Source organism: Pseudomonas sp. NBRC 111123 (genome assembly GCF_001320205.1).
GTDB classification, from domain to species: Bacteria; Pseudomonadota; Gammaproteobacteria; order Pseudomonadales; family Pseudomonadaceae; genus Aquipseudomonas; species Aquipseudomonas putida_J.
Genome location: NZ_BCAZ01000011.1, coordinates 16,768 through 29,755 on the forward strand (window position 1 = coordinate 16,768; position 12,988 = coordinate 29,755).

Consider the following 12,988-nt stretch of genomic DNA (forward strand, 5'->3'; position numbering starts at 1 on the left):
ACATGGCGGCCCTGACGCTAAGGCAAATACAACCTGAACAACCCGCCCCCAAGCGCCCCACCATTGGCAATCTCGATCCGGCCGCGCACGCCATTACGCGCATGCAACGCCGCAATCCGCGCCGCGAAGTACAGCCCGAGCCCGGTACTGCCGCTCTGCGAGTCGATGCCCTGCACGTAATCCTGCTGACGCTCGAGCATCTTCGCCGGATAGCCCGGGCCGTCGTCGTTGACGCTGATGACCAGATGCTCGTCTTCCTCGCCTATGCTGACCAACAGCGCATGGCCTGCATAGCGAGTTGCGTTGGTGATCACATTGGCGATCACCGAGGCCACCAGCTCGCGGTCGAAGAAACCCAGCGGGTTGTCGGTGTCGACACGCCAGGTCGCCAGAATATCGTTGTGCTGCAGCACTTCCTGGTGGGCCGCCAGTTGGGCTTCGATGAAGTCATCCAGCTCATGGTAGTCCGGGCATACCGGCAGCTGGTTTACGCCCAGCTTGTATAGCCCCAGCAATTGCACCAGCATGCCGTTGAGGTGGCGAAACTCATGCTCGATCACCCCCTGCTCGGTACCGCTGCGCCATTCTTCAGGTAGCCGTGCCAGCCACTGGTCATGGGACTGGATCAACGCTGACAGCGAGTTCTTCAGGTCATGCACGGTGGAGGCGATCACCGTGGAAAAATCCAGCCCCTGATTATCCTGGCTCATGCGCCGAAGACCTTGATGTGCAGTTTGCGGTAACGGTCGTAGCGGCTGTCGCTGGTCGGGATACCGGCCACGCGGGTCAGGCAGTCGCGGCATTCCTGCAGGATCACCGGCGGGGTCACCTCGCCACCGATACGCAGCAAGGCCTGCGCCGTATTAAGCGCGATGCTGATGTTCTTCGGTTGCAGCGACAGGGCCTTGCGGAACATCTGCAAGGCTTCGTTGAGCTGCCCCGCCTGGTAGCTGCGCACGCCTTGGCGGTTGAGGTCGACCGCTTCGGTGACCGCGCCCAGCACGGCCGGGTCGTCAGTCAGTGTGGCCACACTCTGCATGACCTTGGGGTCGTCACCGTAGGTTTCCACGCAAGCCTTGAGAATGCTGCCGCCGGCCGCTTCCTGGCCGAGCGTCTGCAGTTGCCTGGCCACAGTCAAGGCCGCCTCGACCGAGAAGAACTGGTCCATCTTCTCCAGCCGCTGCATGGCCTGTTCGGTAAGCTTGGCGGCAGTCTCGGGGTCGCCTGCCTGCTGCAGACTGGCGGCCTTCATCAGCCGGGCACGTACTTGCAGGCCCTGGTCTTCGATGTTGTCCTTGGCCACTTCGCTGAGCACGGTGTTGATTTCGACCCGGGCGCGGGCATCCAGGCCAAAGCCTGCGTTCTTGCTCATCAGGGCCTGAACCAGCCCAAGGTTGCTTTCGGCATCCTTGTAACGCGAGCTCTGCCCCTGATTCACCGCATGGCGGAAGGCCTTGGAGGCACTTTCGAAGTCGTCGTTGCCCAGCGCCAACTTGCCCAAAGCAGCCTGCCGCCGCACCGCCAGGGGTGACAAGCGTACCGCCTCCTCGAGCATGCTCTGGGCACGCCTGGTTTCGCCCTGAGCGACCAGCACTTCGGCCATGCCATCGTACAGCCCGGGCATGATCGGGAATGCCTTGAGCGCCTGCTCGTAGACGCCCTGGGCCTGGGCGTTCTGCCCACGCTTGTGCATCAGGCTGCCCAGCGCCGAATACACCCAGGGTTGCGGGCGGCTGGCGAGGATGCTCTTGAGAAACTTCTCCAGTTCATCGAAGCGGTTGAGGTCGCGCAGCGCGTCGGCGCGGTAGCGCAGGCACAACGGCGCAAAACGCGGGTCCTTCTTGCACAGCTCGGCGCACGCCGCCAGCACTTCGGCCGGGCGACCACGGTCGAGGGCCTGCAAAATCGGCTTGAGCAAGGTCTTGCGCTGGGTCAGCTTGTCCAGGCGCTGGGCCAGGCCCACACGGTTGAACGGTTTGGTCAGGTAGGCGTCAGGCTCGTGCTCCAAGGCACTGAGCACGATGGCCTGGCTGCTCTCGGCCGTGACCATGATGAATACGCATTCATGGCTGATCAGTTTGTCGAGGATCAAGTCTTCGAGGACCTGCTGGCCGTTCTTCTTGCCGTCGCCGAGGTGGAAGTCCTGGAGGATATAGTCGTAGCGCTTCTGCCCGCACATGCGCAGGGCCTGCTCACCGCTGTCGGCGGTGTCCACATCACGCACGCCCAGTTCGCGCAGCATGGAACGGGTCGACGTGCGGAAGTCGGTGAAGTCGTCGACGATCAGAAAGCTTTTTTGCCCGTACTGCAGCATCAACTCGACCTGTATTGGGTAGATGGGTGGATGGCGCGAGGCGATGCATATCGCCGAAACCTGTATCGGCAACCGGCCTGGAAAGATGAGGGTGGAGAATGCAGCGCAATCACGACATGACAGCATAATGGCCTATAGCCATCATTTTATAGTGCCATGCCGATTGCGGCTACCTTCAGGCCAGCAAGCCCAGCGATTTGGCCCGCGCCACTGCCTGGGTGCGACGCTCCACCCCCAGCTTGCTGTTGATATGGCTGGCATGGGTCTTGACGGTGTGCAGGGAGATGAACAGGCGCTCGCTGATCTGCTGATTGGAACAGCCTTGGGCGATCAACTCGAGCACCGCCAGCTCCCGACCGCTCAGTGCTTCAGCAGCGCTACCAGCAGATGCCGCTGGCTCGGGCAGGCGAGCCAGCAGTTCAGCCTGAGCCTGACAGGCTGGTTGCGCCAGCAGTTGCTCACGTAGCCACGCAGGGTGCGATTCGATCAGCCGCTGGAAGGGTTGCAACACCCCACCCCGGGCTGCACTCAACGCCATGGGCAGCAACTGCGCTGCCTGTGCATCACGCCCCTCGCTCAACAACAGGTCGACCCACTGCGACAGTGCATGCAGGGTGAGCATCATGCCGCCACTGGCCTGCCCGCGTTCGGCCAAGGCGCTCAGGCGCGCCAAGGCGTCTTCGCTGCGCTGCTGTACACGCTCGAGCAGTGCCTGCTGCAATTCGATATGCAGTGGCAACAACGGGTGGAACTCTGGCGCCGCCGCAGGGTGCTCACCGCCGTACGTCTGGCCCAGGCGCAGCAACCAGGATTCGGCCAGGTCAATTCGGCCCTGGGCGAGCCACAGCTCGCACTTCACCAGGGTAATCATTGCCAGGTAGAAGATCGGTGGCACATCCCAGATGTGCATCAACCGCTCCGCCTCGGCCAGCTCGGCGAACGCCTCGGCAAACTGGCCCTCACGGCCATCGAGCGAGGCGATCACACAATGGCCGATCAGCACGCTGATATCGCGGCAGGCACGCGCCTCGCCCAGCCCTGCGCGCAAGCGCGCACGACCTTGCGCGGGCTGCAGGCGCGCCACCAGCAGGTAACCTTCGTACAGGGTCAGGCGCGCCCGCACCGCGTACAGCCGCTGTGCCGACAGCCCCTGCAGGCGCTGCAACCCCTGACGCACTTCATCCAACGCCCGCAGAACCTCGCCGCGGGCATGCAGCACCCGCGCACGATCGTAATGCGCCAGCGCCTCGAACAATGGGTTACCGACACGCTGCGCCAGTTCCAGCGCCTCGCGGTTCCAGCCGCGCGCACGCCAGAAGTCGCCATCGGCAATGGCCAGGTTGGACAGCGTCGACAGGCACACCAGGCGTTGCCCATAGCGTTTGCTCGGCAGGCTCTGCAGCGCTTCGCCGCAATAGGCCAGCGTGCGTTCGCGGTCACCGCGGCCACGGGCGATGACCCCGCTCAGGGCCAGCCATTGCGCCAGCATCGACTTCTGCGCGGTGGCTGAAGGCGCGGGCAGGAAGCGGCTGAGGTAACTGGCCAACTCCTCAGCGGCATCCAGCTGGCAGGCCAGGCCAAGCGCCCAGCTGTACAGCACGATCAACCGTGGCGTGCTGATCAGCAGGCTGTCGGGCAGGTCCATCTTCCAACGCAACAGCATGCCGACGTTCTGCTCTGCCAGCAGTTGTTCCTCGGACAGGCTCTGCACCAGGTCGGCAGCAACGTCGAGGTGGCCGGCGCGCAACGCCTGCTCCACGGCCTCATCGAGCAAGCCCTGGCCCTGGAACCAGCGGCTGGCGCGCAGGTACAGGCGCGCCAGCGGTTCGCTGGACTGGCGGCTGCGCAGCAGGTCGGAGAACAGGTGATGGTAGCGATACCAGTGGCCATGCTCGTCCAGTGGTACCAGGAACACCTGATGCGCCTGCAGATAACGCAGGATCGCGGCACTGTCGCTACGCTCACGCAGCGCATCGCAGAGCGCTGCACAGAAGCGCTCCTGGCAGGCCGTATCGAACAGAAACGCCTGCACATCTGCTGGCAGCATCTCGATGACTTCTTCCAACAAGTAGTCGCGGATCAACCCTTCGCCCCCGTGCAGGGCTTGAGGCAAAGCATTCTCGTCACCGGCTTCGCTGGCTGCCAGCTGCCAGAACCGCAGCCCGGCCACCCAGCCGTCACTGCGTTGAATCAGGTTGTCGAGCGCCTGACCGCGCAGCCCCGTAGGTTGGCGGCCAATTACCGACAGGGACTCCTCCGGGGTCAGGCGCAGGTCCTGCTCACTGAGTTCGGTCAACTGCCGTGACAAGCGCAGCCGGGCCAGGTGCCAGTCCGGGCGCTGACGGCTGGTCACCAGCAGTACCAGGCCAGCAGGCAAGTGATTGAGGAAGAATTGCAGGCAGCGATCGAGTACCGGCCCCTGGGCCAGATGGTAGTCGTCCAGCACCAGCAGCAAGGGCGTGTCGGCCTGGAGGTAGAGCCCCAACTCGTCAAGCAGGCTGTCGAGCCACTCTTCGAACGCAAAGGGCTGGTGGCGCTGACGCATCTTCAGCAGGCCCATGGCCTGCCCGCCCAGAGCCGGGCAGTACTGCTGCAGGCCTTCGAGCAGGCGTTCGAGGAAGCGACCGGGGTCAGCATCCCGTTGGCTCAGGCCAAGCCAGAGGCTGCGCCAATGGCTCGGCAGTGACTCGCAGAACTCGATGGCCAGGGAGCTTTTGCCAAAACCGGCGGGGGCGTTGACCAGCAGCAAGCGCCCGCCAAGACCGCCCTGCAAGCGCTGGCACAGGCGTGCACGCGGCACGTGGCCGTCCGGCTGCGGTGGCCGGAAGAAACGCCCGTCCAGCGGGCCCAGGGCCTGGCTGGCGAATCCATGCGTACGGGACAGATCTGTCATGGCCGGCTCGTTCTGTTGGGAAAACTACGGCGGTACGGATGTTTGCGAGACTAGCGGGTAATGCAACGCATTTGAAGACAATGGGCGCCACTTGTCTGGAAAAGTCTGCGACAAAAAGCAACATGGCTGATGGGCAGGGGCTGGGGCGCGGCTGTGACGCAGCATTCAGCGGTTTTATCGGCCGGGCAAACAGAAACACCCCGGCAAGCCGGGGCGTTCTGGGAGGGTCACACGGAGTTGCGGCTTTTCAGCTCAACGGATGCCCGACTGGCGCAGGGCGGCTGGCTGGAAATCGGCTTTGCTGGCAGTGAAGCCGAAGTCGTAAGCTTTTTTCTCTTCGTTCTTCATGCCCAGTGCCAGATAGCGGCCCGACTGCAGGTCGTAGATGGCTTCCAGGGTGTACCACGGTACCTGGTTGTTGTAGTACGGCTGGGCATGCGCTTCGGAGATCCGCCACAACTGACCGCGCCCGTCATACTGGTCGATCACCGCAGCCTGCCAGGTGTCCTCGTCGATGTAGAAGTCACGTTTGGCGTAGATGTGCCGCTGGCCCGGCTTGAGCGTCGCGACCACATGCCATACCCGGCGCAACTCATAGCGGGTCAGGTCCTGGTTGATGTGCCCGGCCTTGAGGATGTCGGCGTACTTGAGCTTGGGGTCATCCAGCTTGAAGGCGTTGGAGGCGATGTACATCTCCTTCTTGCCCTCGAGCTTCCAGTCGTAGCGGTCCGGCGCGCCGTTGTACATGTCCAGGTTGTCCGAGGTGCGCAGGCCGTCGGCCGCAGTACCCGGGCCGTCGTACGACACTTGCGGGGCCTGGCGCACACGACGCTGGCCGGCGTTGTAGATCCATGCCTTGCGCGGTTCCTTGACCTGATCGAGGGTCTCGTGCACCAGCAGCACGGTCCCGGCCAGGCGTGCCGGCGCGGTCACTTCCTGCTTGAAGTAGAACAGGATGTTGCCTGGGTTGTTCGGGTCGTAGTCCTTCATCTTGTCGCGGAAGACGAAGTGGTCGGCGAAATACACCAGGCTGTAGGAGCCGTTCTGCTGCGGGGTTGCCTGGGTCACCAGGCGGCTGACACTGCCGCCGCGGTACCGGGTGATGTGGTTCCAGATCACTTCCAGGCCGCTTTTCGGGATCGGGAACGGCACGGCAGTCTGGAAGTTGTTCAGGCCGTTGCCACCTTCGACCAGGGTGGTCGCGGTAGCGTTCTTCTTGATGGCAGCGAACACATCGTCAGGCACCGTGGAACCACGGTGGGTCTTGAACACCGGGATCTTGAAGGTGTCCGGGTAGCGCTTGAGCATCGCCAGCTGGCCAGGCGAGAGCTTGTCCTTGTACTGCTCGGCATTCTGCGCGGTGATGGTGAACAGCGGTTTTTCGCTGCCGTACGGGTCAGACAGGAAACCTTTGGCATCGACGCTGCCAGCGGTTTTCGACAGTGGCTCCCACGGGCCGATCGAACCATCGGCGTTACCGGCCTTTTCCGCGCCCATCGGGGTGAGGGTGCTGCCAAGTTTTGCCGCTTCATCGGCGGATACCGCAGCCATGACGCTGGTCGCCAGCAGGGACAGGCCCAGTACACCGGCTTGCAGCAGACTTCTGGTCTTGTTCATCTCGTGTCGTCCTGGATCAATGTTCTTAGAAGTTCACGCCGAAGCTGAGGGCGACGAAGTCGCGATCATCCACGGTGCTGTACTTGCCGTCGAAGAAGTTGGTGTACGACAGGCTGGCGGTGTAGGTTTGCTGATACTCCGCGTCCAGGCCGAGGCTGATCGCCTTGCGCCCTTCTTCGAAGTTGCCGCCCGGGCCCGGCGAATAGCCATCGACGTCATGCGACCAGGCCACGCTCGGGCGCAGGTTCACCCCGGCGAAGACGTTGTTGTAATCCCAGATCGCACGCACGCGGTAACCCCAGGAATCCGCAGTGGTGTAACCATCGTTTTCGCAGTAGCGCGACACGTTGTTGGCATTCGAGGTGCCGAGCGTGCTGGTGTTGAGCGCCTCGCACTGGCCGTTGGGCAGCGGGCCCGGGCCGAATACCGGGTCACGCCCGTACCGCGCCTTGGAAGTGCTCTCCAGGCCGCCGACGTGGGTCCAGCCGACTTCGCCGACCATGGTCAGCCGCTCCGCGCCCATCACCTGGTCGAAGAAGTGGGTGAACGTGGTCTGCAGCTGGGTGACTTCCTTGCGGCGGTAGCCAGGCTGGTCCGCCCCCGGCGTACCTTGCAGCACGGATACGTTGGGGTTGAGCGGGGTCAGGCCCGAATAGAGGATGTCGGTGGTATTGAGCTGCACCGGGGCATTCGGCCGATAGCTGATTTCCCCGCTCCAGGCAGTGCCGGTGGGCAGTGTGGTCGAGAAGCTCAGGCCATACAGGCGGATGTCTTCCGGGTACTCAACGTAGTAGCTGGAGTTACCGGCCACCTGCAACGGCATCAGGCTTGGTAGCAGGTTGGCCAACGCGGCGGCCGGCACGCCCGCTCTGACCAGCGCAGCGCCCAGGCCGCTGGTGCTGTAGAACTGAGCGTCTGCGCCACGACCGCTGAAGATTGGCGCGCGGCTGTGATAGTTCATGAAGTAGCCACCGAACTCGGTGTTGAGCGGCTCGAACATGTAACGCAGGGCAACACCAAACTGGCCGCTGTCGCGTGCATCGCGGTCCGCGCCACGGCGCACGATAACCCCTTCATCCGGGTTACCGTAGGTCACGCCCCGGGCGGCCAGGGTGTTGTTTACCGGAGTCGCCAGCGGCCCAAGCCGGCTGCTCAGCGAGTTGCGTGTGGCGAGCACCGCCAGGTTGTTGTTGCAACCGTCGGCGATCACGTCCGGCTGGGAGAAGAACGTCCCGCAGTTGTCGACAACTGTCTGGTCCCATTCAATCTGATAGAAGCCTTCGGCCGACAGGTTGTCGGTCAGGCTTTGCGACACGTAGAACATGTTGACCGGGATCAGGCCTTCCTTGATCTCGGCACCAGGGCGGCGGAACGCCGACACATCGATCGGGTTGATCGAGTTGATGCCACCGCCGATGAAGGTACTTTCGCCCCAGCTCACCACCTGCTTGCCCAGACGCACCGAGCCTGGCTGATCGCCGAGCGCGTAGTTGTGGTAGACGAAGGCATCGAGCAGCTCCGAGCCCGCCGACTTGGCGCCTTCCTTGCGGTTGGAGTCGCTGATGTCCTTGAATTCGCGGTTTTCGTCTTTCAGTTCGAAGTCGTACCAGTACTTGCCGCGCACGAACACACCGGTGTCGCCGTACTTCAGTTCGAGGTCATGGATGCCTTTGAAGATCTTCGAGAAGGTTTCGCCCTTCTTGAAGTTCAGGTGGCCATCGTCGGAGGTCTGCGACAGGCCCTTGCCGCCGTTGTTGGCCCCGATCAGGTTCTTGTTGGGGTTGGCAGTGGACCAGCTGGCGCCAACGGAGAGCGACGAGTCGAACTGGCCTTCGATTTCACCAATGTTGAAACTGACAGCGAAAGCAGGACTTGCGAGCGTGGAAGCAAGGCTGACGGCCAAGGGCAACTTGGCCCGCCGCCAGAACGGATATGCAGATTTCATCGACGCTACTCCATGTACTTTATTGTTATGGCAGTGAGTCCTTTCAGAAACGGCCCGAGCGACCGGTGTGCAGGTTTCCCCTGCAGCGGCACGTCTTGCGCGTGCCGCCCTCCCCCATTCCTGAAAATCCCCTGACCCCGACTATAGCCAGCAGGCTCAGGTGCTTGATCCCTCTAAAGTGTGATTTGCGCACCAGCTGCCAAATTGCCCCGGCGTTTCCCGGGCAGCGCATTGGCCGTGCTGAAGCATGGCCGATATTTTTCGTTTGGCAAGGTTTGAACCTGTCTAGCATGCGGGCCGCACTGTGTCGTGCGCAGCCCGCGGCGTGCCTACAAGGTAGACAGGAAGGCACTGTTACTGGCCTGCCACTGCACGATGTCCTGGCGGATGCGCTTCTTGTCGAGCTTGCCGACGCTCGTCTTGGGAATTTCAGTAACAATGGCGATCTGGCTTGGAATGGCCCATTTGTTGATGTGCCCTTCCTCGACGAATGGCTTGAGGTGCTCCTTGAGCGCCTTGGCATCGATCGCCTTGTCGTCACGCACCACCAGCAGGGCGAACGGGCGCTCGCCCCATTGCGGGTCGGCTACCCCTACCACTGCCACTTCGCGCACGGCCGGATGACGGCTGATCAGGTCTTCGAGGTCGAGCGAGGAGATCCACTCGCCGCCGGTCTTGATCACGTCCTTGATGCGGTCGCGGATGTCGATGTAGCCCATGCCGTCGAGGGTGGCGACGTCACCGGTGTGCAGCCAGCCACCCTGCCACAGCTCCTCGCTCTTTTCCGGCTCCTTGAAGTACCCCATGGTCAGCCATGGCGCACGCAGCACCAGTTCGCCCTGGGTCTCGCCATCGGCCGGCAGGAATTTGCCATCGCCATCGACGATCGCCGCTTCCACCAGCGGCACCGGCACACCGGCCTTGATGCGATAGGTGACGCGCTCATCCTCGCTGCCGGCCTGCAGCTCGTCATTCAGGTGCGCGGCGGAAATCAGTGGGCAGGTCTCCGACATGCCGTACGCCGCCGTCAGCTGGATACCCCGGGCCAACGCCGCTTCGTACAACGCCCGGTTGAGCGCGCTGCCGCCGATGATGATCTTCCAGCCAGCGAAGTTCTCGCCCTGGGAGGACGGGCAGTTGAGCAGCATCTGCAAAATGGTCGGCACACAGTGTGAAAAAGTGACCTTCTCTTCGCGCCACAGCTTGACCAGCATGTCCGGCTCGTAGCGGCCCGGGTAGACCTGCTTCATGCCAAGCATGGTGGCCGCATAGGGGATGCCCCAGGCATGCACGTGGAACATTGGCGTGATCGGCATGTACACGTCGTTGCTGCCAAGCAGGCGCACGCTGTCGATGCTGCCGGTCACCGCGGCTTCGGCCAGGGTATGCAGCACCAGCTGGCGGTGGGTGAAGTAGACACCCTTGGGGTTGCCGGTGGTGCCGGTGGTGTAGAAGGTGGTGGCCACCGAGTTCTCGTCAAAATCCGGGAAGTCGTAGCGCGGGCTTGCAGCGGCGAGCAGTTGCTCGTATTCGCCGATCAGGTTCGGCAGCTCGGCAGTCTTGTCCGGGCCATCGGTGATCAGCACGGTCTTGTCGACCGTGGTCAGCTGCCCGGCAATGGCCTGATAGAGGCCGACGAAATCGCTGTTGACCAGCACGAAGCGGTCTTCGGCGTGGTTCATGGTGTAGAGGATCTGCTCGGGCGAGAGACGCACGTTGATGGTGTGCACCACCGCGCCGATCATCGGGATGGCGAACATGCACTCCAGGTAACGGTGGCTGTCCCAGTCCATCACCGCCACAGTGTCACCCGCCTTGACCCCGGCTTCGGTGAGCACGTTGGCGAGGCGGGCGATACGCTCGTTCAGCTGCGGATAAGTCAGGCGCAGCTGATCGCGATAGACGATCTCGCGGGTCTTTTCGTAGCGGCTGCCGGACATCAGCAGGCGCTTGATCAACAGAGGGAAGGTATAGGCGCCCTCGGCGGGCTTGATGATGCGGGTCTGCAACATGGTGATCCCTTTTCTGAAAAGCATGCCGAACAAGTCTGGATCTACTGTAGTAGCTCAATGTGACGGTCAAATCAGCCGAAGGAATGATTTGGCGGTGCAAGGTATGAGTGGCATTGTGCGGGTTGATGGATCAACCCCTGCCCTGCCACCGGAGCTTCCCGTGATGCCCAGCTTGCGCCGTGCCGTGTTTCTCGATCACCAATCCCTGGACCTTGGCGACCTCGACCTGTCGCCGTTGCAGCAGCAGTTCGACGAATTCGAGCTGTTTGCCGCCACCCGCCCGGAGCAGGTCGCCGAACGCCTGCAGGGCGCTGTCGCGGTGGTCAGCAACAAGGTCATGCTCGATGCCGCCGCACTGGCCGCCAACCCGCAGCTGAAGCTGATCCTGGTGGCCGCGACCGGCACCAACAATGTCGACCTGGCCGCTGCCCGCGCCCAGGGCATCACCGTCTGCAACTGCCAGGGTTATGGCACGCCATCGGTAGCCCAGCACACCCTCGCCCTGCTGCTGGCCCTGGCCACGCGCCTGTGCGACTACAACCAGGCGGTGGCAGACGGCCAGTGGGCCAAGGCCAGCCAGTTCTGCCTGCTCGATTTCCCGATTGTCGAACTGGAAGGCAAGACCCTCGGCCTGCTCGGCCATGGCGAACTGGGTGGCGCAGTGGCACGCCTGGCCGAAGCCTTCGGCATGCGCGTGCTGAGCGGGCAGATCCCTGGCCGCCCGGCCCGTGATGACCGCCTGGCGCTGGACCAACTGCTGCCGCAGGTCGACGCGCTGACCCTGCACTGCCCACTCAACGAGCACACCCGGCACATGATCGGCGCCCGCGAACTGGCGCTGCTGAAAAAAGGCGCGCTGGTGGTCAACACCGCCCGTGGCGGCCTGATCGACGAACAGGCCTTGGCCGACGCCTTGCGCAATGGCCACCTGGGCGGCGCCGCCACCGATGTGCTGAGCGTCGAGCCGCCGGTCAATGGCAACCCGCTGCTGGAAAAGGACATCCCGCGCCTGCTGATTACCCCGCACAGCGCCTGGGGCGCGGTGGAGTCGCGCCAGCGCATCGTCGGCCAGCTCAGCGAAAACGCCGAGGCTTTCTTCAAAGGCCAGCCCCGCCGCGTGGTCAGCTGAGTCAAGAGCCCGGCTCTGCTACACTGCGCCACTTTTTTCAGGAGGCGTCGTCCATGGACCCGCGCAGTGAAGTATTGCTCCGCCAGGCAGAGCTGTTCCAGGGCCCGCTGCTGCTCGCTGGCGCCCCCGCCGACGGCCTGCTTGGGCAACTGCCCCGGGCCCATGGCTGGGCCTGGCATGCCGGTGACCAGGCCATGCTCGACAGCCGCTTCGCCGGGCGCAGCCACTATGGTGTCGACGTGCCGCCGGTGGCTTTCGAGGCGGCCGTGCTGTTCCTGCCCAAGTCGCGCGAACTGGCGGCTTACCTGCTCAATGCCCTGGCCTCACGCCTGGCCGGCCGAGAGCTGTACCTGGTGGGGGAAAAGCGTGGCGGCATCGAAGGCGCAGCCAAGCAGCTGCAGGCGTTCGGCAAACCACGCAAGCTCGATAGCGCACGGCATTGCCAGCTGTGGCAGGTGACCGTGGACAACGCCCCACAAGCCAAACCACTGGAAAGCCTGGCCGAGCGCTTCACGCTCGACCTCGAAGACGGCCCACTGCAGGTGGTGAGCCTGCCAGGGGTGTTCAGCCACGGCCGCCTTGACCGCGGCACCGCCCTGCTGCTCAAGCACCTGGACAACCTGCCGGTCGGTCACGTGCTCGATTTCGGCTGTGGTGCTGGCGTGCTGGGTGCCACAGTAAAACGACGTTACCCACACAGCCGGGTCACGCTGCTGGATGTCGACGCCTTTGCCGTCGCAGCCAGCCGCCTGACACTGGCGGCCAACAGCCTTGAGGGCGAGGTCATCAGTGGCGATGGCATCGATGCCGCGCCCACCGACCTGAGCCTGATCCTGAGCAACCCACCGTTCCACACCGGGGTGCACACCAATTACCAGGCGTCGGAGAACCTGCTGAAAAAATCCGGCCAACATCTGCGAAAAGGTGGAGAAATGCGCCTTGTAGCGAATAGCTTCCTGCGCTATCAGCCATTGATCGAGGGCGCCCTTGGCAACTGCCAGACCTGCGCCGAGGCCGATGGCTTCCGTATCTATCGCGCCACACGCGGATAAAAACAGGGCTTGCCGAAACCGATTCG

8 protein-coding genes are annotated in these 12,988 nt (G+C 63.3%); 2 read left to right on the forward strand and 6 right to left on the reverse strand.

Annotation, left to right across the window (positions count from 1 at the left end; all coding sequences use genetic code 11):
- Window positions 1-17: 17 nt before the first annotated feature.
- The 6 genes from APH27_RS08210 to APH27_RS08235 form a co-directional block, all read right to left on the reverse strand.
- A complete protein-coding gene (locus tag APH27_RS08210) occupies window positions 18-710 on the reverse strand; it encodes a sensor histidine kinase KdpD (protein ID WP_060484524.1) in 693 nt (230 codons plus the stop codon).
- Window positions 707-2,314, reverse strand: a complete 1,608-nt coding sequence (locus tag APH27_RS08215) for a tetratricopeptide repeat-containing response regulator (protein ID WP_027918340.1) — start codon at window positions 2,312-2,314, stop codon at window positions 707-709. Before APH27_RS08215 ends, APH27_RS08210 begins: the two co-directional genes overlap by 4 nt.
- 175 nt (window positions 2,315-2,489) lie before the next feature.
- Entirely contained in the window at window positions 2,490-5,207 is a 2,718-nt protein-coding gene (locus APH27_RS08220; protein ID WP_060484525.1) for a LuxR C-terminal-related transcriptional regulator, read from the reverse strand.
- 252 nt (window positions 5,208-5,459) lie between these two features.
- Window positions 5,460-6,824 carry a DUF1329 domain-containing protein gene (locus APH27_RS08225; protein WP_060484526.1) on the reverse strand — a complete coding sequence of 455 codons (1,365 nt, stop codon included), beginning with the start codon at window positions 6,822-6,824 and terminating at the stop codon, window positions 5,460-5,462.
- Between the two features lie 25 nt (window positions 6,825-6,849).
- A complete protein-coding gene (locus APH27_RS08230; protein WP_027918337.1) occupies window positions 6,850-8,769 on the reverse strand; it encodes a DUF1302 domain-containing protein in 1,920 nt (639 codons plus the stop codon).
- A gap of 329 nt (window positions 8,770-9,098) precedes the next feature.
- Window positions 9,099-10,781 carry a fatty acid--CoA ligase gene (locus tag APH27_RS08235; protein ID WP_027918336.1) on the reverse strand — a complete coding sequence of 561 codons (1,683 nt, stop codon included), beginning with the start codon at window positions 10,779-10,781 and terminating at the stop codon, window positions 9,099-9,101.
- A 163-nt stretch (window positions 10,782-10,944) separates the two neighbouring features.
- Here APH27_RS08235 and APH27_RS08240 point away from each other — a divergent pair, with 163 nt between their 5' ends.
- Window positions 10,945-11,910: a 2-hydroxyacid dehydrogenase gene (locus APH27_RS08240; protein ID WP_060484527.1), complete on the forward strand. Its 966-nt coding sequence runs from the start codon at window positions 10,945-10,947 to the stop codon at window positions 11,908-11,910.
- 53 nt (window positions 11,911-11,963) lie between these two features.
- The gene (locus APH27_RS08245) at window positions 11,964-12,962 is read left to right on the forward strand and encodes a class I SAM-dependent methyltransferase (RefSeq protein ID WP_060484528.1); all 999 of its coding nucleotides are present in this window, start codon (window positions 11,964-11,966) and stop codon (window positions 12,960-12,962) included.
- Window positions 12,963-12,988: the final 26 nt, after the last annotated feature.

Bases quoted from the DNA above. Each gene is read 5' to 3' on its own strand.
- APH27_RS08235 (WP_027918336.1), bottom strand. From the start codon at position 10,781: ATGTTGCAGACCCGCATCATCAAGCCCGCCGAGGGCGCCTATACCTTC.
- APH27_RS08215 (WP_027918340.1), bottom strand. From the start codon at position 2,314: ATGCTGCAGTACGGGCAAAAAAGCTTTCTGATCGTCGACGACTTCACC.
- APH27_RS08245 (WP_060484528.1), top strand. From the start codon at position 11,964: ATGGACCCGCGCAGTGAAGTATTGCTCCGCCAGGCAGAGCTGTTCCAG.
- APH27_RS08225 (WP_060484526.1), bottom strand. From the start codon at position 6,824: ATGAACAAGACCAGAAGTCTGCTGCAAGCCGGTGTACTGGGCCTGTCC.
- APH27_RS08210 (WP_060484524.1), bottom strand. From the start codon at position 710: ATGAGCCAGGATAATCAGGGGCTGGATTTTTCCACGGTGATCGCCTCC.
- APH27_RS08220 (WP_060484525.1), bottom strand. From the start codon at position 5,207: ATGACAGATCTGTCCCGTACGCATGGATTCGCCAGCCAGGCCCTGGGC.
- APH27_RS08240 (WP_060484527.1), top strand. From the start codon at position 10,945: ATGCCCAGCTTGCGCCGTGCCGTGTTTCTCGATCACCAATCCCTGGAC.
- APH27_RS08230 (WP_027918337.1), bottom strand. From the start codon at position 8,769: ATGAAATCTGCATATCCGTTCTGGCGGCGGGCCAAGTTGCCCTTGGCC.